The organism is Streptomyces bottropensis ATCC 25435, from assembly GCF_000383595.1.
GTDB lineage: Bacteria > Actinomycetota > Actinomycetes > Streptomycetales > Streptomycetaceae > Streptomyces > Streptomyces bottropensis.
Genome location: NZ_KB911581.1, coordinates 3,527,058 through 3,547,416 on the forward strand (window position 1 = coordinate 3,527,058; position 20,359 = coordinate 3,547,416).

General features: G+C 73.8%; 17 protein-coding genes. 9 read left to right on the top strand and 8 right to left on the bottom strand.

The window, feature by feature from the left end; translation table 11 throughout:
- Positions 1-77: 77 nt before the first annotated feature.
- Together STRBO_RS0115540 and STRBO_RS0115545 are read right to left on the bottom strand one after the other, a co-directional pair.
- Positions 78-923, bottom strand: coding sequence for a siderophore-interacting protein (locus tag STRBO_RS0115540; protein WP_028796677.1), 846 nt, complete (start codon positions 921-923; stop codon positions 78-80).
- Between the two features lie 192 nt (positions 924-1,115).
- A complete protein-coding gene (locus STRBO_RS0115545) occupies positions 1,116-2,045 on the bottom strand; it encodes a 5'-3' exonuclease (protein WP_202500023.1) in 930 nt (309 codons plus the stop codon).
- A gap of 663 nt (positions 2,046-2,708) precedes the next feature.
- Here STRBO_RS0115545 and STRBO_RS0115550 point away from each other — a divergent pair.
- Together STRBO_RS0115550 and STRBO_RS0115555 are read left to right on the top strand one after the other, a co-directional pair.
- Entirely contained in the window at positions 2,709-3,290 is a 582-nt protein-coding gene (locus STRBO_RS0115550; RefSeq protein ID WP_005485280.1) for a helix-turn-helix domain-containing protein, read from the top strand.
- A 7-nt stretch (positions 3,291-3,297) separates the two neighbouring features.
- A complete protein-coding gene (locus STRBO_RS0115555; protein WP_020114425.1) occupies positions 3,298-4,041 on the top strand; it encodes a helical backbone metal receptor in 744 nt (247 codons plus the stop codon).
- Here STRBO_RS0115555 and STRBO_RS0115560 read toward each other — a convergent pair.
- Positions 3,968-5,152 carry a TDT family transporter gene (locus STRBO_RS0115560; protein WP_005485285.1) on the bottom strand — a complete coding sequence of 395 codons (1,185 nt, stop codon included), beginning with the start codon at positions 5,150-5,152 and terminating at the stop codon, positions 3,968-3,970. The two genes, STRBO_RS0115555 and STRBO_RS0115560, sit on opposite strands and share 74 nt — an antisense overlap.
- A gap of 70 nt (positions 5,153-5,222) precedes the next feature.
- On the opposite strand from STRBO_RS0115560, the gene STRBO_RS0115565 reads away from it, so the two are divergent.
- On the top strand, positions 5,223-6,146 hold the full coding sequence (locus tag STRBO_RS0115565; RefSeq protein WP_020114427.1) for a LysR family transcriptional regulator: 924 nt from the start codon (positions 5,223-5,225) through the stop codon (positions 6,144-6,146).
- 132 nt (positions 6,147-6,278) lie between these two features.
- Here the strand turns inward: STRBO_RS0115565 and STRBO_RS0115570 are convergent, their stop codons facing one another.
- From STRBO_RS0115570 to STRBO_RS0115580, 3 genes are all read right to left on the bottom strand, one after another.
- The gene (locus STRBO_RS0115570; protein ID WP_005485287.1) at positions 6,279-6,971 is read right to left on the bottom strand and encodes a gamma-glutamyl-gamma-aminobutyrate hydrolase family protein; all 693 of its coding nucleotides are present in this window, start codon (positions 6,969-6,971) and stop codon (positions 6,279-6,281) included.
- Between the two features lie 81 nt (positions 6,972-7,052).
- Complete coding sequence (eat, locus tag STRBO_RS0115575; RefSeq protein WP_005485288.1) at positions 7,053-8,492, bottom strand: ethanolamine permease; 1,440 nt, start codon at positions 8,490-8,492, stop codon at positions 7,053-7,055.
- Positions 8,493-8,619: 127 nt separating this feature from the next.
- Positions 8,620-9,366, bottom strand: coding sequence for a FadR/GntR family transcriptional regulator (locus tag STRBO_RS0115580; protein WP_005485289.1), 747 nt, complete (start codon positions 9,364-9,366; stop codon positions 8,620-8,622).
- A 105-nt stretch (positions 9,367-9,471) separates the two neighbouring features.
- Here STRBO_RS0115580 and STRBO_RS0115585 point away from each other — a divergent pair, with 105 nt between their 5' ends.
- The 4 genes from STRBO_RS0115585 (at position 9,472) to STRBO_RS0115600 (ending at position 14,111) form a co-directional block, all read left to right on the top strand.
- Entirely contained in the window at positions 9,472-10,830 is a 1,359-nt protein-coding gene (locus STRBO_RS0115585) for a glutamine synthetase family protein (RefSeq protein WP_005485291.1), read from the top strand.
- Between the two features lie 85 nt (positions 10,831-10,915).
- Positions 10,916-12,337 carry an aldehyde dehydrogenase family protein gene (locus STRBO_RS0115590; protein ID WP_005485292.1) on the top strand — a complete coding sequence of 474 codons (1,422 nt, stop codon included), beginning with the start codon at positions 10,916-10,918 and terminating at the stop codon, positions 12,335-12,337.
- A complete protein-coding gene (locus STRBO_RS0115595; protein ID WP_005485293.1) occupies positions 12,334-13,116 on the top strand; it encodes a 3-oxoacyl-ACP reductase in 783 nt (260 codons plus the stop codon). The genes STRBO_RS0115590 and STRBO_RS0115595 overlap by 4 nt, the downstream gene beginning before the upstream one ends.
- A 56-nt stretch (positions 13,117-13,172) precedes the next feature.
- Positions 13,173-14,111 carry a DUF2510 domain-containing protein gene (locus STRBO_RS0115600; protein ID WP_005485295.1) on the top strand — a complete coding sequence of 313 codons (939 nt, stop codon included), beginning with the start codon at positions 13,173-13,175 and terminating at the stop codon, positions 14,109-14,111.
- 28 nt (positions 14,112-14,139) lie between these two features.
- Here the strand turns inward: STRBO_RS0115600 and STRBO_RS0115605 are convergent, their stop codons facing one another.
- On the bottom strand, positions 14,140-15,342 hold the full coding sequence (locus STRBO_RS0115605; protein WP_028796679.1) for an amino acid deaminase/aldolase: 1,203 nt from the start codon (positions 15,340-15,342) through the stop codon (positions 14,140-14,142).
- Positions 15,343-16,127: 785 nt separating this feature from the next.
- Here STRBO_RS0115605 and STRBO_RS44635 point away from each other — a divergent pair.
- A complete protein-coding gene (locus STRBO_RS44635) occupies positions 16,128-17,993 on the top strand; it encodes a hypothetical protein (protein WP_020114428.1) in 1,866 nt (621 codons plus the stop codon).
- A gap of 59 nt (positions 17,994-18,052) precedes the next feature.
- Entirely contained in the window at positions 18,053-19,258 is a 1,206-nt protein-coding gene (gene mycP / locus STRBO_RS0115615; RefSeq protein ID WP_005485300.1) for a type VII secretion-associated serine protease mycosin, read from the top strand.
- 9 nt (positions 19,259-19,267) lie between these two features.
- On the opposite strand, the gene STRBO_RS0115620 is transcribed toward mycP, so the two are convergent.
- Positions 19,268-20,302: a serine hydrolase gene (locus STRBO_RS0115620; protein ID WP_028796680.1), complete on the bottom strand. Its 1,035-nt coding sequence runs from the start codon at positions 20,300-20,302 to the stop codon at positions 19,268-19,270.
- Positions 20,303-20,359 lie beyond the last annotated feature (57 nt).

A 20,359-nucleotide genomic window follows, 5' to 3' on the forward strand; every position in this document is an offset into this window, starting at 1 on the left:
CGCCGCGCCGGCCCGCGCAGCCGTGTCCGCGCCCTCGGGTGAGGGCGCGCGTCCGGCGGGTCGCCGGGCCCGTGGGGTCACGCCGTCGTCGGCGTGCCCTCCTGCTCCGCCTCCACGCGCGCGTTCCACTCCTTCTTCGACGCCTGCCAGCCGTCCTCGTCGTGGCCGAGGCGCCAGTAGCCGGAGATCGACAAGTGCTCGCGGGGGACGGCGAGTTCGACGCGGAGCAGCCGGCGCAGCTCCTTCACGAAGCCCGCCTCGCCGTGGACGAAGGCGTGCATCCGGCCCTCGGGGAACCGCAGCGCGCGTACGGCCTCGACCAGGGCGGCGCCGACGGGGCGGTCGCCGCGGTGCAGCCAGACGACCTCCACATCGGAGTTGATCTTCTGCTCCTCCTCGGGACCGGCGACCTCGACGATCGCGTGGGCGCGGGCGCCGTCGGGAAGGGCCTCCAGGGACGCGCCGATCGCCGGCAGGGCGCTCTCGTCGCCGACGAGGAGATGCCAGTCGGCCTGCGGGTCGGGCGCGTAGGCGCCACCGGGGCCGAGGAAACGGATCAGCTCGCCCGGCTGGACACGGGTGGCCCAGGGGCCGGCGATGCCCTCGTCGCCGTGGAGCACGAAGTCGAGGGTCAGCTCGCCCAGTTCGCGGTCCCAGGCGCGGACGGTGTACGTCCGGGTCACGGGCCACTGCTCCCGGGGGAACTCCGCGCGGATCCGCTCGATGTCGAACGGCTCCGGGTAGGTGACCCCCTCGGGGCCGAACAGGAGCTTCACGTAGTGATCGGTGCTGCCGCGCGGGGAGAACTCCGCGAGGCCGTCGCCACCGAGTACGACGCGCTGCATGTGCGGGGTGAGCCGCTCGGTGCGCACGACTCGCGCGGAGTGGGGCTTCGGGGTCCTGCGTACCGGACGCTCTGCCATGACGGCCTCCCAAGTACCTAGCTAAGGCATGCCTAAGTTATCATCTCCCCCTCGATGACACCCCACGCCCGAGGCGTATGCGAGGACTTCACTCTGTGAATCGTGCCTCAGCGTCCTCACCACCGAGTGTCACCCCACACTCCGGCGTACGCCCCACCTTCCGGCGTACATCCCGCCGATAGGGCCTGCGCCTCACGCCTGCAGTGTCGTGAGCAGCCGTCGCAGCGATCCGCCGAGTCCCCAGCGGGCCGCGAGCGCCTCCAGCGCCGCCGGGTCCCGCGGGTCGCGCGGCAACACCGTGTCGACGTCCGGCAAGGGTACGTCCGCCGCCACGAGCACCACCTTGGGTGCGACCGCGACGTAGGGGCGCGCCTCGTCGAGCCTCTTGCGCTGCGAAGGCGTGAGCTTCGCCGTCGGGTCGTCGACCGCGGCCATGATCCCGGCCAGGTCGCCGAACTGGTCGAGCAGCTTGGCCGCCGTCTTCTCGCCGATGCCCGGCACGCCCGGCAGCCCGTCGCTCGGGTCGCCGCGCAGGAGAGCCAGATCCGCGTACCCGCGCCCGACCACCCCATACTTCTCGCGCAGCCACGTCTCGTCGGTCAACTGCAGCGTGCCCACGCCCTTCAGCGGGTACAGCACGCGCACCCCACGCGCGTCGTCGACCAGCTGGTACAGGTCGCGGTCGCCGGTGACGATGTCGACCGGGTCCTTCGCGAGGGCGGTGAAGGTGCCGATCACGTCGTCCGCCTCGTACCCGGCGACGCCCACGCGCGCGATGCCGAGGGCGTCCAGGACCGCCTCGATCACCGGCACCTGCGGCGACAGGGTGTCCGGCACCTCCTCCTCGTCCGGCCCGGCCTCGCGCACCTCGGCGACGCGGTGGGTCTTGTAGGAGGGGATCAGGTCGACCCGCCACTGCGGCCGCCAGTCCGCGTCCATGCACGCCACCAGGTCCGTCGGCCGGTGGTCCTTGACCAGCCGGTCGATGAATTCGAGCAGTCCGCGCACGGCGTTCACCGGGGTGCCGTCCGGGGCCTTCACGGACTCCGGCACGCCGAAGTAGGCGCGGAAGTACAGCGAGGCGGTGTCGAGAAGCATCAGGCGTCGGGTCACGCCCCGCATCATGCCGTACACCACCGACAGACGACTCCCGACGCGATCGCCCACGGCGCCGGGGTTCGGTCGTGGGCAGGGACCCTCCGGCGCGCGGGGCCGGTCCGAACGGACAGCGGTGGTGCCGTACTGGCGTACGGGAAAGATCCGGACAACCCTCCAGGGGGCCCGACCGCCCGGTTCGGCGTTCCTTCCGGGCAGGTGGGACGAGTCGCGCGCGGATCGCCGACTCCGTTCCACGACCGGCGACTTCACCACCCGGGTGACGAGCGGGTGGCCGGACGGGCCCTGTCCTGGCTGTGCGGGGCGGCTTCGGCGGGCGCCGGACGCGTGTCCGCGTTCCGGTGACGGGGCGTGGCGCCGATGCCACCGCGTGCGGTCGCCGCGGTCGGGACTCCCTTTCCGGGGCGGGCGAGAAGGCAGTGAAAACAGGGGCGGGACGGTGACTGCGCTGGCGCGAAGTGTGAGCATGGACCCTCGGCCGGTTCACGAGGATGTGACGGGCGCGTGAAACGGTTTGCCGAACATGCGTAGGGTGCAGAGAGCTCCTCAGGAGAAGCGCTCCCGACGAGTGCCGGACGGGTGGCCATCCGTACCGGACCAGTAACCGCTCGCACGCCCACCCGTGGGCGTCGTTGAGTCGACCGACGAGCCGAGGAGGGAGCCGGAGCGATGGGCGACCACAAAGAACAGCCCCTTCGGGTGGGCGCGGCCGTCCGGCGGCGGCGCCGGGCACAGCAGCTCACCCTCGCCGCCGTGGCCGAGCGCAGCGGCCTGTCGGTCCCCTTCCTGAGCCAGGTCGAGAACGAACGGGCACGGCCCAGCAAGCCCTCCCTGGAACGCATCGCCGACGCCCTCGGCACCACCGCCGTGGAACTGCTCGCCGCGGCCGACCCGGCGTGCAGCGTCGATGTCGTACGGGCGGCCGACGAGGACGGTTTCACGCCCCCCGATTCCTGCTCGCGCTCCCTGGTGCGCGGTCACCACCAGTTGCACGCCATGGAGTTCACGGGCGACCACGACGAGGGCCGCGAGGTCCAGCACCGCAACGACGAGCTGCTGTACGTCGTCGACGGCGCGGTCGAGGTCGAGGCCGAGGGCCGCGCCCACCGCCTCGGCCGCGGCGACACGCTGTACATGTCCGGTGGCGTACGGCATCGCTGGCGGGCCACCGAACCGGAGACCCGGGTGATCGTGGTGGCCGTCGCGGACCACATCGAGGCCCTGGAAGACCGTCACCGCCGGGGCGCGTGACGCCGCCGTGCGCTCCGTGTCCCGTGTCGTCTCCCTCGTCCCGTCACTGACGGAGGCCGTCGCCGTCACACTGCCCGGTGTGCTGGTCGGCGCCACCGACTGGTGCGCCCACCCGGGTGATCTCGACGTCGTACGCATCGGCGGCACCAAGAACCCCAAGACCGACGTCATCGCCCGCCTCGGCCCCGACCTCGTGATCGCCAACGAGGAGGAGAACCGCGAGCCCGATCTCGCCGCTCTGCGCGAGGCGGGCGTGGAGGTGCTCGTCACCGAGGTGCGGGACGTGCCGGGCGCCTTCACCGAACTGGACCGGGTGCTGCGCGCCTGCGGAGCCCGGTTCCGGCCGGGCTGGCTGGACGAGGCGGAGTCGGCGTGGTCGGGCCCGCCGGAGGCCGTGGCCGGCCCCGGGCGTCGTACGACCGCCGTGGTACCCGTCTGGCGCCGGCCCTGGATGGTCCTCGGCCGGGACACCTTCGCCGGTGACGTGCTCGCGCGGCTCGGCGTGGACCATCTGTACGCCGGGCACGCGGAGCGCTACCCCCGGGTCCCCGTCGAGGAGCTGCGGGCCGCCGCGCCGGACGTCGTGGTCCTGCCCGACGAGCCGTACCGCTTCACCGCGGACGACGGGCCCGAGGCGTTCCCCGGGCTGCCGTGCGCCTTGGTGAGCGGGCGCCATCTCACCTGGTACGGGCCGTCGTTGGCCACGGCTCCGCGGGTGCTGGGCGAGGCGCTGCGAGCAGCTCGCCGCTGACCAGACCGCACGCGGTGTGCGCGGCGGCCGTCGCCCAGGCCGCCAGCAGCAGCGCGAACAGCGCCACGGCGAGGGCGTCGAGGGCGACGAGGCCGGTGTGCCGGGCCAGCCCCTCCGCGCCGGTCGCGCAGGTGCCCACCGGGAAGGTGAAGGCCCACCACGCCATCGAGAACCCCATGCCCCGTCGGCGGGCCCGCACGACCAGGGCCGCGGCGAGCGCGAGCCAGAGCAGTGCGAAGCCCATGACGGGCACGCCGTACAGGACGGCGAACGCGGTGAGGACGTGCGGGTAGGGGGCCGGTACGGCGCCGGGGGCCGCGTCGGCGAGGTTGGCTACGGCGGTGGTCGACTGCCCGAGCGGTCCGAGGACGAGGAACAGGCTCGGCGTGAGGGCGAGCGGCAGCGGCCCCGAGGTGACCAGCCGGCCGAACACCAGCGGCAGGACGAGCAGCGTGGCCGACAGGCTCACCCCGAACAGGGCGAGACAGCCGAGCAGCAGCGTCTGCCGGGCCTGCCCGGGCGGCAGGTACGGGACCAGCAGCGGGCCCAGCGCGGCGGACACCATGGGGGCGACGAGGGGGAGGAGCAGGACAGGGGTGACGCCGTCCGGCTCGATCCGGTGCCGGACGATCATCAGGTACGGCACCACGACGGCGGCCACCAGGCCGGTGACCGTCCCGGCGCCGAAGAGCACGACGTCCAGCGCGACGGCCGCCCGGAGCCCGATCCAGTCCCGGCCGACGAGGAGGGCGCCGCCGCCGACGGCCAGCAGGGCCATGGACAGACAGCCGTGGAAGGGGGCGACGGCCGGGTCGAGCAGGTGGGCGCGGGCCCGGTCGCGGTGGTGGGTCCAGTGCAGGGCGCGGGTGCCGAGCACGGTGACCAGGGCGAGCAGCGCGAGCGCCCAGAAAGCCGCGCAGGCCGTCCGCCGGCCCGGGAGGTCCAGCGGGAGCCCGGCACCGGCGGCGGCCACGATCGCGGTGCCCATGACCGGGGCGTACCACTGGGGGCCGAGGTGGCGCAGGGCGGGGAGGCGGGGGTGGGCGCCGGGGCGGGGCGTGCAGGGGGGAGTGGGGCGGGCTGCTCGGGGTGGGCGGACTGCGGTGGTCATGTGTCGAGCGTCGCGCTGCCGCGCGGGGCCCACCAGGGAGTCCGGGTGTATGGGGGCATAAGCTGGGGTTATGAGTGAGAGCGAGGGGCGGGGCGGGCTGGCCCATCGGGTGCCGGATCTCGGGGCGCTCGAACTGCTGCTGGCCGTGGCCCGGTTGGGCTCGCTCGGGCGGGCGGCCCGGGAGCTGGGGATCACCCAGCCGGCCGCGAGCAGCCGGATCCGCTCGATGGAACGGCAACTGGGTGTCGCCCTGGTCGACCGGTCGCCGCGCGGGTCCCGGCTCACCGACGCGGGGGCGCTGGTCACGGACTGGGCCCGGCGGATCGTGGACGCGGCCGAGGCGTTCGACGTGGGCGCGCAGGCGCTGAAGGACCGGCGCGACTCCCGGCTCCGGGTGGCGGCGAGCATGACCATCGCCGAGTATCTGCTGCCCGGCTGGCTCATCGCGCTGCGCGCCGCGCGTCCGGACACGGCCGTCTCGCTCCTCGCGGGCAACTCGACGGTCGTCGCGGAGCGGCTGCTCGCCGACGAGGCCGATCTGGGGTTCGTCGAGGGGCCCACGGTGCCGGCCGGGCTGGACGCGGTCGTGATCGCGCACGACCACCTGATCGTCGTGACCGCGCCCGGCCATCCCTGGGCCCGACGCCGCAAGCCCGTGGAGGCGGCCGAGCTGGCCGCCACGCCGCTGATCCTCCGGGAGAAGGGGTCAGGGACCCGGCAGGTCCTGGAGGGCGCGCTCGGGAGCCTGGCCCGCCCCCTCATCGAGCTGTCCTCCACCACGGCCGTCAAGTCCTCCGCGCTGAGCGGCGCCGGGCCGGCCGTCCTGAGCGAGCTGGCCCTCGGCGAGGAGCTGTCCGCCCGCCGCCTGGTTCCCATCCCCGTCGACGGTGTGCGTCTGCGACGGGCCCTCCGGGCGGTCTGGCCCACCGGTCATCGGCCCGCGGGGCCGGCCCGGGACCTGCTGGGCCTGACGCGGGGGCCCGCGGCCGGCTGAGTCCGGCATTCCCCCGCCCCCGCCGCCCCTACCCGTCCCCACCCAGGGGCTGCGCCCCTTCGACCCCCGTCCGGGCGGGTCCGGTGGGGCTTCTCGCACCGTTCCCCGCGCCCCTGGAGGGGCCCCGGCAACTCAGACGACCCGGCAGGCCGATGCCTCCGTCAGGGCTTGCATCACTCGGATGTCCTCGCCCATTTCGGGGTGCCACTGGACGCCGAGGGCCCAGGCGGGGTGGGGGAGTTCGATGGCTTCGATCGTGCCGTCGCAGGCGTGGGCCGAAGGGACGAGGCCGGTGCCGAGGCGGTCGACCGCCTGGTGGTGGTAGGTCGGGACGTCGGTCTCCTCGGCGTTGATGTCCGCGTACCGCGTGCCGGGTACGGGCTTGACGGGGTGGCGGCCGAAGACACCGACCTCGACGACGTGGTCGTCGAGATGCTGGACGAGGGTGCCGCCGAGGGCGACGTTCAGCAGCTGCATGCCGCGGCAGATGCCGAGCAGGGGCGTGCCGGTGTCCAGCGCCGCCCGGATCAGGGCCAGCTCCCACGCGTCGCGCCGCGGCGCGGGCGGGCCGCAGCGCGGGGAGCGCTCGGCGCCGTAGAGGGCGGGGTCCACGTCGGGTCCGCCCGCGATGACCAGGCCGTCGAGCCGGGCGACCGCCCCGGCGGCGTACGACGGATCGTCCGGCGGCAGCATCGCGGCGACGCCGCCCGCCGCCTGTACGAGCCGGGGATAGCCGACCGGCAACAGGGCCGCCTCCAGCTCCCAGACGCCCCAGCGCGCGCCGGACTCCAGATACGTACTCACACCGATCAGCGGCCTGGTCACGCGTGCTCGCTCCCTGCTCGTTACTCGTCGAACCTGTGGGACCCCTGGAACCCGTGGCACCGCGCCGGTGCCACGGCGCGGTCAGTCCCGCGCCAACTCTGCCTCGGCCGCGGCCAGCGCGGCGAATTCCTCCTCCGGGGCCTTCGCCACCAGGTGCTTGCGGCTGTAGAGACCGAAGTACGCCGCCGCGACCGCGTACACGACGAGCGCGATGATCGCGGCCGTCACGTCCACCAGGAAGGTCGCCACCAGTGCCGAGCACGCGAGGACGAGGGCGACCGAGGACGTCACCACACCGCCCGGCGTGCGGTACGGACGCTCCAGCTCGGGTTCCCGGCGGCGCAGGACGATGTGCGACAGCGACATCAGCGCGTAGCTGATCGTGGCGCCGAAGACGGCGATGTTCAGCATCCGGCCGCCGTCCCCGGTGGCGGCGGCCAGCGCGAAGCCGATGGTGCCCGGGACCAGCAGGCCCAGGTAAGGGGCCTTGCGGCCGCTGGTGAGGGAGAGGACCCGGGGGAGGTAGCCGGCCCGGGAGAGGGCGAACAGCTGCCGGGAGCCCGCGTAGATCAGGGAGAAGAACGACGCGACGAGACCGGCCAGACCGGCGTAGTTCACGAACCGGCTGAGCGCGGTGGCCTTCCCGTCCGGCTGGAGCGCCTCGACGAGCGGGTTGCCGGCCCCCTGGATGGCGGCGGAGCCGCGCGCTCCGGCGGCGGCGAGGAAGGTGATCACGGCCAGCACCACGAGGATGCCCATCGACCAGCGGATCGCCTTGGGCAGTGCGCGGGCCGGGTCCCTGGTCTCCTCGGCGGCCAGCGGAACGCCCTCGACGCCCAGGAAGAACCACATGCCGAACGGGAACGCCGCCCAGATGCCGAGCAGCCCCATCGGCAGCCATGAACTGGCGCCGAACGCGGAGGAGTCGACCGGGATGTCGTCGAGGGCCGAGACGCTGAAGTCGGGCAGCGCGCCCAGGGCGAACACGATCAGGGCGAAGACCGCGATGCCGGTGACGGCGAAGGTGGCGATCAGTGCCTCGCCGACGCCCCACAGGTGGATGCCGATGAAGAACGCGAAGCAGAACAGATAGACCGGCCAGCTCGACGTCAGGCCGAACAGGCCCAGCGACTCGACGTAGTCGCCGATGAAGATCACGATGGCGGCGGGAGCCAGCACGTACTCGATCAGGATCGCCGTGCCGGTCAGGAAGCCGCCCCACGGGCCGAGCGCCCGGCGTGCGAAGCCGTAGCCGCCGCCCGCCGTGGGCAGGATCGCCGAGAGTTCGGCGAGGGCGAAGACCATGCAGGCGTACATGGTGCCCATCAGCACCGTGGCGATCGCCAGACCGCCGAAGCCGCCCTCCGCCAGGCCTAGGTTCCAGCCGGAGAAGTCGCCGGAGACGACATAGGCGACGCCGAGGCCGGTCAGCAGTACCCAGCCGGCGCTGCCCCGGCGGAGCGTTCGGCGCTCCAGGTAGTCGTCCGCCGCGTCGGCGGTGTCGGTGGCTTTCAGGGACATGGCGCACTCTCCCCACTCAAAGGAATGGATCCATACCTTTGTGGGGTGGGTGGCCGAAAAGCAATAGCCCTGCGTTAAGCGAGCGTAAATACATGCTCATCGAGGAGGTCGAGCGGCGGGGGCGCACTCATCCGAGGAAGCCGCGCAGCAGGGCCGCCGTGCCGGAGCAGTGCTCCCGCATGATCTCCCGCGCCGCTTCGGCGTCCTCGTCCAGCACCGCCTCCACCAGGGCCGTGTGCTGCTGCTGGGAGTGCTCCAGGTTCCGCACCAGCAGCGGGATGCAGTCCAGCAGGTCGTTGACCCCGGCGCGGACGGCCGCGTACTGACCGGCGAGCGAGGGGGAGCCGGACAGCTCGGCGACGGTGAGGTGCAGCAGGGTGTCCAGACGGCGGTACTCCGTGAGCGGCGCGTTGTGCGTGCGGGTCAGGGCCGCCCGCAGCCGCTCGACCTCCTCGCTGGTCAGACCGTGTGCCGCGCACAGCCCCGCCGCGCCGACCTCCAGCACCTCGCGGAAGCGCAGCGTATCCTCGACGTCGATGCCCTTGAGCCGGCGGCGCAGCTCGTCCTCGCCCGGCGTGGCGACCCGCGGCAGCACGAACGTGCCCCCGTACCGCCCGCGCCGCGCCTCGATCAGGCCCTGGTCCTGCAGCACCTTGAGCACCTCGCGCAGCGTCACCCGGCTGATCCCGAGCCGCTCGGCCAACTCGCGTTCCGCCGGGAGCCGTTCGCCGCCGGGTACCAGGCCGAGCCGGACGACCTGGAGGATCTGCTCCAACGCCTCCTCGAAGCCGTTGCCTGCCCGCACCGGCCGCAGTACGGACGCCAGCCGGTCGTCGGCCCAGGGAGTGCCCGGTTCCGCCCCTGTCTGCGACATGTGGACGTTGCCCCTTCCCAACTAATGGTTACGGGTAATACCTTATGGCTCCCGGATGGCTGAATGCCTCCGGGGTGGCCGAAGAAGCCCCTAGGAGGCTTTCCCGTGGCAGACCGCACATCCCCGCTCACCGTCGAGGAGCTGCACGCCCTCGTCGCGGCCGGTGAGATCGACACTGTCGTCCTGGCCTTCCCCGACATGCAAGGGCGCCTCCAGGGCAAGCGGTTCGCCGCGCGCTTCTTCCTCGACGACGTGCTCGCCCATGGCACCGAGGGCTGCAACTACCTCCTCGCCGTCGACACCGAGATGAACACCGTCGACGGCTACGCGATGTCCTCCTGGGACCGCGGCTACGGCGACTTCGCCATGCACCCGGACCTGAGCACCCTGCGCCGGGTGCCGTGGAACGAGGGCACGGCGATGCTCATCGCCGACCTCGCCTGGAACGACGGCTCACCGGTCGTCGCCGCCCCCCGCCAGATCCTGCGCCGCCAGCTGGAGCGCCTCGCCGAACTGGGCTACACGGCCAACGTCGGCACCGAGCTGGAGTTCATCGTCTTCAAGGACACCTACGAGCAGGCCTGGGACGCCGGTTACAAGGGGCTGACCCCGGCGAACCAGTACAACATCGACTACTCGGTCCTCGGCACCGGCCGTATCGAGCCCCTGCTGCGGCGCATCCGCAACGAGATGGAGGCCGCCGGGCTGACCGTCGAGTCCGCCAAGGGCGAGTGCAACCCCGGCCAGCACGAGATCGTGTTCAAGTACGACGAGGCCCTGGTCACCTGCGACCAGCACGCGGTCTACAAGACCGGCGCCAAGGAGATCGCCGCGCAGGAGGGCGTCTCGCTCACCTTCATGGCGAAGTTCAACGAGCGCGAGGGCAACTCCTGCCACATCCACCTGTCCCTGGCGAACGCCGACGGCACCAACGCCATGGCCGACGGCCACGACATGTCGCCGGTCATGCGCCACTTCCTGGCCGGCCAGCTCGCCGCGCTCCGCGACTTCTCGCTGCTCTACGCGCCCAACATCAACTCCTACAAGCGGTTCCAGCCGGGCTCCTTCGCGCCGACCGCCGTGGCCTGGGGGTACGACAACCGGACCTGCGCCCTGCGGGTCGTCGGCCACGGCCGCTCGATGCGTTTCGAGAACCGGCTGCCCGGCGGTGACGTCAACCCGCACCTCGCCGTCTCCGGACTGATCGCGGCCGGGCTGTACGGCATCGAGCAGAAGCTCGAACTGCCGGAGGTGTGCACCGGGAACGCGTACGCCGCCGGGTACGACCAGGTGCCGACCACCCTCCGCGAGGCCGCCGAGCTGTGGGAGAACAGCCCCATCGCCAGGGCCGCCTTCGGCGAGGAGGTCGTCGCGCACTACAGCAACATGGCCCGCGTCGAGCTGGCCGCCTTCGACGCCGCCGTGACCGACTGGGAGCTGCGCCGCTCCTTCGAACGTCTGTGAGTCACCGCGTAGGTCCGTGAGTCACCGAGCATGTCCGTGGGTCACCGAGCACGTCCGTGACGCACCCGCTGTGAGAGGCCCTGTCTTGTCCGAGCAGTCCGAGCAGTCCGAGCAGTCCCAGCAGTCCCAGCAGTACGAGCAGCAGCTCCAGGTGCTGAACCCCGCCACCGAGGAGGTCGTCGCCACCGTCGCGGCCGCCACGGCGGCGGACGTCGACGCCGCCGTGGCCCTGGCGACGAAGGCCCAGCGGCTGTGGGCCACCACCGCTCCGGGCGACCGCGCCCGGCTGCTGCGCCGCTTCGCGGTGACCGTGGACGAGCACCTGGAGGAGCTGGCGCTGCTGGAGGTCCGCGAGGCCGGACACACCATCGGCAACGCCCGCTGGGAGGCCGGCAACGTCCGGGACCTGCTCGACTACGCGGCCGGCGGCGTCGAGCGGCTCACCGGCCACCAGATCCCGGTGGCCGGCGGTCTCAACGTCACCCTCCTCGAACCGCTCGGCGTCGTCGCGGTGATCGCCCCGTGGAACTTCCCGATGCCCATCGCGGCGTGGGGCGTCGCCCCCGCGCTCGCGGCCGGCAACGCCGTCCTCCTCAAGCCCGCCGAGACGACACCGCTCACCGCACTGCGCCTCGCCGAGCTGGCCCGCGAGGCAGGGCTCCCGGAGGGCCTGTTCCAGGTGCTGCCCGGCCACGGCCGCGTCACCGGCAACGCCCTCGTCGAGCACCCCGGCGTCGCGAAGATCGTCTTCACCGGGTCGACGGCGGTGGGCAAGCAGGTGCTGGCGAAGGGCTCGGCACTGCTCAAGCGCGTCACCCTCGAACTCGGCGGCAAGAGCCCCAACATCGTCTTCGCCGACTCCGACCTGGAGGCAGCCGCCGCGGCCGCCCCCATGTCGTTCCTCGACAACTCCGGCCAGGACTGCTGCGCCCGCACCCGCATCCTCGTCCAGCGCTCCGCCTACGACCGGTTCCTCGACCTCCTCGCCCCCGGCATCGAGTCCGTCCGCGTCGGCGACCCGGCCGACGAGGCCACCCAGATGGGCCCGCTCATCTCCCGGGTCCAGCTGGACCGCGTCCGCGCCTACGTCGACCCGGACGCGCCCGGCATCCGCGGCAAGGCGCCCGAGGGCCCCGGCTTCTGGTTCCCGCCGACCGTCCTCACCGGCGTCGCGCCCGACGCCCGGGTGGCCGCCGAGGAGGTCTTCGGCCCCGTCGCCGTCGTCCTGCCCTTCGAGGACGAGGCCGACGCGATCCGCCTCGCCAACGACACCCCCTACGGCCTGTCCGGCTCCATCTGGACCCGGGACGTCGGGCGCGCGCTGCGCGTCTCCCAGGCCGTCCGCGCGGGCAACCTGTCCGTCAACTCCCACTCCAGCGTCCGCTACTGGACCCCCTTCGGCGGGTTCAAACAGTCCGGCATCGGCCGTGAACTCGGCCCGGACGCCCTGACCGCCTTCACCGAAACCAAGAACGTCTTCATCAGCACGGAAGGCTCCGCACAGTGACATCGGAAAACATCTGCCGCCGCCTGGTCGGCCGCACCGCCGTCATCACCGGTGCCGGCAGCGGCATCGGCCTCGCCACCGCGCGCCGGCTCGCCGCCGAGGGCGCGCACGTCGTCTGCGGCGACCTGGACGAGGCACGCGGCAAGGCGGCCGCCGAGGAGGTCGGCGGGCTCTTCGTCAAGGTCGACGTCACCGACGCCGAGCAGGTCGACGCGCTGTTCAAGACCGCGTTCGACACCTACGGCAGCGTCGACATCGCCTTCAACAACGCGGGCATCTCACCGCCCGACGACGACTCCATCCTGGAGACCGGCCTGGAGGCCTGGAAGCGGGTCCAGGAGGTCAACCTCACCTCCGTGTACCTGTGCTGCAAGGCCGCGATCCCCTACATGCGCAGCCAGGGCAAGGGCTCGATCATCAACACCGCGTCCTTCGTGGCCCGCATGGGCGCGGCGACCTCCCAGATCTCGTACACGGCCTCCAAGGGCGGTGTGCTGGCCATGTCCCGGGAACTGGGCGTGCAGTTCGCGCGGGAGGGCATCCGCGTCAACGCGCTCTGCCCGGGGCCGGTCAACACCCCGCTGCTGCAGGAGCTGTTCGCGAAGGACCCGGAGCGGGCCGCGCGCCGGCTCGTGCACATCCCGGTCGGCCGCTTCGCCGAGGCCGACGAGATCGCGGCCGCCGTCGCGTTCCTCGCCAGTGACGACTCGTCCTTCGTCAACGCCACCGACTTCCTGGTCGACGGCGGTATCGCGGGCGCGTACGTCACCCCGGTCTAGACAGTCCGCCCCGGTGACCGGAACACCGGCACGCTCGGTGTGATTAAAGTGCCGGGATGAGCAGTTCGCCGCCCGGCTGGTACCGCGACCCGTCCTACCCGCTCACCGAACGCTGGTGGGACGGGACCGCGTGGACCGACCACCGGCGCCAGCCGGAGCAGCCCGTGCCGCCGGTGCTCCGTCCGGGACCGCCCGCGCGCGGCCCCGGACGCACCAAGGTCGTCGCGCTGGCCGCCGCCGGTGCCGTCCTGGCGGCCGGGGCGGTCACGGGCGGCGTCCTCCTGCTCGGCGGCGGCGGGGACGGGGACGGCGGTCAGGGGACGAGGACCGCGTCGACCTCCCCGGCCCCCGACCCCGACGGATCCGACAGCCCGACCCCGACGAAGCCCGCCACCGGGTCCCCCACCGGCGATCCGACCGTCGTCGTGGACGACCTCAACGGCATCACCTTCCCGATCCCCGACGGTTGGGAGGACGGCGACGGGTCGGCCGAGGACGACGCGGTCCTGGTCACGGACGACGGCCTCTACGACTGTCCCGGCGACAACGGTCTGTGCCGCCGGGGCACGGTCGTCTCACGGACCGTCACCGGCAGCAGCGAGACCTCCCCGAAGGTCCTCGCCGAGAACGACATCGAGGACGCGGCGGACGACGCCTACGACCGCGACGAACTCGACCGGCGCCCCTACAACGGCATCACCGGCCACGAGGTGGTCGGCTCCGGCTCCGTCGCCGTCGCCGGCCGCGCCGGCTACTACGTGCGCTGGCGCGTCACGACCGGGGCCGGACCCGGCGGATACGTCCAGTCCCTCGTCTTCCCGTCCAGCAGCGGTTCCGAGGCACCGGTCCTCGTCCGCTTCGCCGTGGACGCGGGAGAGGACGGTCCGCCGGTCGACGACATCGACGAGATCGTCGAGGGAATCCGCGCGGTGGGCGACACGGACGCGGACGCCGACGCGGACGGGGGAGTGGGCAGCAGCCTCGGCCCCTCGTGAGCGCGCCCGGGACTCCCGTCGGCCCCGGCTACAGGAACGTGTGGCCCTCGCCGCGATACGTCGGCACGGCCGCCGTCACCTCGTCGCCCTCGACCAGGTGCAGCACGTCGAACCGCTCGCACAGCTCACCGGCCTTGGCGTGCCGGAACCACACCTTGTCGCCGAGCAGCAGGTCGTCGGCGGGCGCCCCCAGCAGCGGGGTCTGCACCTCGCCGGGGCCCTCCTGCGGGTCGTACCTCAGCCCCTCGGGCAGATACGGCACCGGCAGCCGGTCGGGGCCGGGCGCGCCGGAGGCCGGATAGCCGCCGCCCAGGACCGTGACGACCCCGACACCGGGACGCCGTACCACCGGCATGGCGAACAGCGCGGCCGGACGCCCGCTGAACGACGTGTAGTTGTCGAAGAGGCGCGGCACGTAGAGCCCGGAGCCGGCACCGATCTCGGTGACCGAGTCCTCCGCCGCCGTGTGCTGCACACTGCCCGTGCCGCCGCCGTTCACGAACTCCAGGTCCGGCGCCACCCGCCGTACGGCGCGCACCACTTCGGCCCGCCGCGCGGCCAGCTCCTTCTTCGCGGTGGCCTGCATCAGCCGGATGGCACGCGAACGCAGCGGCCGTCCGGCCACCGCGTCGCCCACACCGGCGATATGCCCCTCGTACGCCATGATCCCGACCAGCTTGAACCCCGGGCGCTCGGTGATCGCGCGGGCCATGTCCGCGACCTGCGCGGGGGAGTGCAGCGGGGAGCGCAGCGCCCCGACCCGCACCCGGCCGCCGAGCAGCTTCAGCGAGGTGTCCAACTCCAGGCAGACACGCACGACTTCGGTCCCGCCCCGCCGGGAGTTGTCGATCAGCTGGAGCTGGGCGGGGTCGTCGACCATGACGGTCACGGCGGCGGCGAGCTTGGGGTCGCCCGCCAGTTCGGCGAAGGCCTCGTGGTCGGCCGACGGGTAGGCGAGGAGCACGTCCTCGAACCCGGAGCGGGCCAGCCACAGGGACTCGGCGAGGGTGAACGACATGATGCCCTCGAAGCCCTCACGGGCCAGGACCCTCTCCAGAAGGGCCCGGCAGCGAACGGACTTGCTCGCGACGCGGATCGGCTTGCCACCGGCCCTGCGCGCGAGGTCGTCGGCGTTCGCGTCGAAGGCGTCGAGGTCGACGATCGCCACAGGGGCGTCGAGATGAGCTGTGGCCCGGTCGTACCGGGCCCGATCGGCGGCGCGCGCAGTCATGCACGCAGCCTGCCAGACATGATTACCGCAGGGTAGGGGGACGTTCCGGGCAGAAGCCACGGGCCGGCGTACTGGTTCCCGTTCGACGGCGGCCAACCCGTAGAGTTACGCGCACGCAGGGACGACCTCGACGGGGATGCGGATCCGCTGCCGCGGGTATGGCTTGCCCGTGGTGACGGCGACCGCGGGCGGGCGAGTCCCGGTACGCGTGACGGCCGCTCCCCACGGGCGGCTGGACGCCCGGACGGCCTCCGGGCCGCACGGGACGAGGAAACGGGGGGTGCATGAGCACGGAAGCGCGGCGCGCCTCCATTCCCCCGCGCCCACCGGTCCCGCCCCGCCCGTCCATACCACCGGACCACGAACCGCCGACCCCGCCGCAGGGCACCGCGCCCCGGCCTGCGTCGAGGGAACCCGGGGCCGACAGCGAGACACCGGACACGTGTCCGCCGGCCTCGGGAGGCGCGTCCGCCCGGGCCACTCGCCCGCCCACCGCGGGTACGCGGCCCCCGGCACCGGGTACGCCCGGTTCGGGTACACGCGCCTCCGCCTCCGGTGCGACCCCCACGGCTTCCTCTCCACGCGGCTCCGGCCCGGTGGGAGGCTCCTCGGTCCCCCCGCCCCGACCGGATCGCGCACCCTCGGCCGGGAACGGTCCGACCGTGCCGCGCCGCCCGCAACGGCCCCCCGTGGCGGGCGCGCCCGCACGGCCCAGCGCTCCGCCCCGCCCGTCCTCGACGCCCTCGTCGACGCCGGGCGCGCCCCGGGAGGTACGGCACCCCCGCGTGACGGATACGCCGAACACCCCGGAGAACAACCGGAGTTCCGGTGGTCAGGGCGGCACCGCACCCTCGCGTGCGCACGGCTCCGACCCGGCGGCCCGCCAGGGCGGCCTTCCGCGAGGCTCCCGGCCGCCGGCCGGGCAGGGCCCCCTGCACGGCTCCGGCGCCACGGCGTCCGGGCGCGATGCCGTACGCGGTCCGGGCGAGCCGGGCCGGGCTCCCGCGCGCGGCGCCGCCCAGCCGCCCGGCCGGAGCCCCGCGGGCGATGCCGCCGTGGACAGCGGCGCCCCGCGTCGCGGCGAGCACCCGCGTTTCTCCGACTTCCGGCGCACCGCGAGCCAGAACGGCGGCACCCCGGCCACCGCGCCGCCGCCCCCGGCCGCCTCCGCCCGCTTCCCCGACGCCCCGCCGGCGGCCTGGACCCGCTTCCTGAAGGCCCCACCGGCGGCTCCGACCCGTTTCCCGGACGCCACGCCCACGGCGTCGGCCCGCTTCCCGGACGGCCCCCCGGCCGCCGGTCGCCCGGACGACACCCCGCCCCCGGCCTCGGCCCGCTTCCCCGACACCCCGCCGGCGGCACGTGACACCGCACGGCGGACGGACGTACCACGCTCCCCGGGGCCGGCACCGTCCTCGGCTCCGACACCGTCCTCGGCTCCGGCACCGTCCTCCGGTCCCGCACGGCCCTCCGGAGCCCGGGCGGCCGACCCGGCCCCACCCCTCGGCGGCCGACCGGCACGGCCCTCCGGCCCACCCGCCGACCAAGCGCCACCACGCTCCTCCGCGAGCGCGCCCTCCCGCCCGGCCGCACGGCCCCCGGCGCAGGCACCCGCCGACGGCGTACCGGCGTCCGGTGGCGCCGCCCCGCCCACCGCGCCGCCCCCGCGCCGGCCCACGCCCCAGGAACGGGCCCCCGAGGGCACGCCCCACCCGAGGCCCCTCACCCCCGAGCGCCCCGGCGGCTGGCAGCCTCCGTCGGCTTCGTCCCGGCGGTCCGCCGAAGCCCTCGACGGCGTCCTCGGCGCCGCTGCCGGGCGGCCCTTCGTGACGTTCGCCCAGCCGGACACCTCGCCGTGGACCGCGCCGGAGCCGTACGCCACGCGCCGCAGGCCGCGCCCCACCAGGGCGAGAGCGGCGGCCGTGGCCGCGTGCGTGGTGCTCGGCATCGGGCTCATCGGCGGCGCCGCGGCCGGGAGTTGGCTCACCGGGGACCCCGGGGCGGACGGCTCCCGCGACACCTTCGCGATGGCCGGACAGCTGTGGCACGGCGTACCCGTCGACGAACTGTTCCCGCCCACCGTGCGCGGCGAGGGCGCCGGACCCGGCGGCACCGACCGCACCTGGACACGGATCGCCGTCGCGCGCGACAGCGGCTGCGCGGACGCCTTCGACCCGCTGCTGCGCAAGGTCCTCGCCCCCGTCGGCTGTCTGCGGCTGCTGCGCGCCACCTACACCGACGCGACCCGGAGCAACGTCATCACCGTCGGCCTGATGTTCACCAAGGCCGACGCCGCCGCCATGACCGCGCTCAGGAACCGCTTCGCGAAGGACGAGCTGGACCGCCGCACCGACCTGATGCCGAGGCCGTACGCCGCCGAGGACACCGTCGCGGCCGGCTTCGGCGACGACCAGCGGGCCTCCTGGACGATCTCCGTCCTCACCGACGTCCCCGTCGTGGTCTACGCCGTCTCGGGCTTCGCCGACGGCCGCACCGTCACCGAACCACAGCCGGCCGAGGACGCGATGAAGCCCGGCGCCACCGCCGCCCCCGCCCAGTCCGGTCTCGGCCACGAGGCGAAGGGCCTCGCCGACCGCATCGAACGCGGCCTGCGCAGGACCGCCGCGTCCGCCACGGAGCTGCCCTCATGACCGCCGGGAAACCCCTGATCTCCGGGACCGCCGTACCGGCAGGAGAGACCGCGCGGGCAGTGACGCCCACCCGGGCCGGCCGCAGCGCCCGGCGTCCGCGGCTCCGCCTGCTCAGCCTCCCCCTCGCCGCCTCCCTGGCCCTCCTGCCGTCCACCGCCGCGCACGCCGACGGCATCCGGGACCAGCAGTGGGCGCTGGAGGCGATGCACACACAGGAGGCGTGGCGTACGACGAAGGGGGCCGGCATCACGGTCGCGGTGCTCGACACCGGCGTCGACGACGAGCACCCGGACCTCGTCGGCAATGTCCTGCCGACGCGGGACATGGTCGGCTTCGGGGCCTCGCGCGGCGACCGCGCCTGGGCCCGGCACGGCACCGCCATGGCCGGGATCATCGCCGGGCACGGACACGGCCCGAACAACGCCGACGGCGTCCTCGGCATCGCCCCCGAGGCACGGATCCTCCCCGTCCGCGTCATCCTCGAGGACAAGGACGCGGCCCGCTCCAAGGCCCGCAGCACGCGCGGCAACGCCCTCGCCGAAGGCATCCGCTGGGCCGCCGACCAGGACGTCGACGTCATCAACCTCTCCCTCGGCGACGACTCCGAGTCCGCCCATCCGGAACCCTCCGAGGACGCCGCCGTCCAGTACGCCCTGGCGAAGGGCTCGATCGTGGTCGCCTCGGCCGGAAACGGCGGGGCGAAGGGCGACCACATCTCCTACCCGGCGGCCTACCCGGGCGTGATCGCGGTGACCGCCGTCGACGAGGACGGCGACCGCGCCCCGTTCTCCACCCGCCGCTGGTACGCCACCGTCAGCGCCCCCGGCGTCGACGTCGTCATCGCCGACCCGGACCGCAAGTACTACGAGGGCTGGGGCACCAGCGCCGCCGCGGCCTTCGTCTCCGGCGCCGCCGCCCTCATCAAGGCGGCCCATCCGAGCCTGACCCCCGCCCAGGTCAAACGCCTCCTGGAGGAGACCGCGCGCGAAGCCCCCGCCGGCGGCCGCGACGACTCCCGCGGCTTCGGCTTCGTCGACCCGGCGGCCGCCATCGACAAGGGCGCCGAACTCACCTCCGACGACCTCAAGACCGCGTCGTACGGCGGCAAGTACTTCGGCTCCGGCCCGGACCCGGTCGAGGAGGAGGACCCGACCGTCGGCTGGGCCGCCCCCGCCGCAGGTGGAGTAGGCGCGTTCCTGCTGGTCATGGCCGTGATGGTCTGGCGCGGACGCGGTCGCGGCCGGCCCGACGAGTACATCGTCTGAAGGCGGCGCCTACGAGGTGCCAGCCACCTCCGCCTCGCCCGTCGTGCCCCCGAACACCGAGACGGCAGCCCGCGCCGCCGCCTCCACCAGCGCGACCCCCTTCGCCTTTGTCGTGCTGCCGTGCGACACCACCGCGACCAGGTACGCCCGCCCCTCCACCGTCACCCGGCCGACGCTGTTGATGTCCCACAGCCCGGTCGCGGTACGCGGCAACCACCCGTTCTTCAGGGCGAATCCTGATCCCGAGACCCCACCCGACGCAGCCGCCGAGACGCCCCAGTCCTGCCCCGGGGCGATCCGGCCCATCAGCTCCTGGACGTACGACCGTGCGGCCGCGCTCAGCTCGGACGTGCCGTCGTCCCCGAACACCTGCCGGAGAAGGGTGAGTTGATCGGCCGCCGTGGTCTGGGTGAGGCCCCAGTACAGCCCGTCGCCGCCCTCGGTGTCCGTCAGCCCGAACCGCTCGTTCGCGGCGTCGAGGCCGCCCGCCTGCCCGATGACCTTCCACAGAGCCGTCGCGGACGCGTTGTCGCTGTCCCGGATCATCGCGGAGGCGTACGTACGCTCCTGCGCGGTGAGCGACCGGCCCGCGTCCTCGGCCCGCAGCAGCAGGGCCGCCAGGATGTCCAGCTTGACGATGCTCGCGGTGTCGAAGCGCGCGTCCCCGTACCGGGCCGATTTCCCGGAGGTCACGTCCAGCACCGACACCGACACCGCCGCCCCGTCCTCGACGGCCACCTCCGCCAGGGCCGCCGCGAGCAGCGCGTCGTGATCCGCCACGGGCGCCGCCACAGGTTCCACCGAAGCCTCCTCGACGACCGCGCCCGCGTCCGCGCCCGGCACGGGGGAAGCGGAGGCCGGGGGCGGTACCGACGATGACGCCGACGACGATACGGCGAAACCCCCGCCGTCCTGCGCCCGGGCCCGCATGTACACCGACCCGGCGGCCGTGCCGCCCACCAGGACGAGGACGACGAGCGCGAGGTGGACGAGCGGACGGCGCACGGACGGACGGGTGCGGCGAGGGGCTCCGGATGACGGCATGCCGCGATGGTGGTGGACCCCGCTGTGCGTGTGGTGAGGCGCTTGTTAAATGCGTGT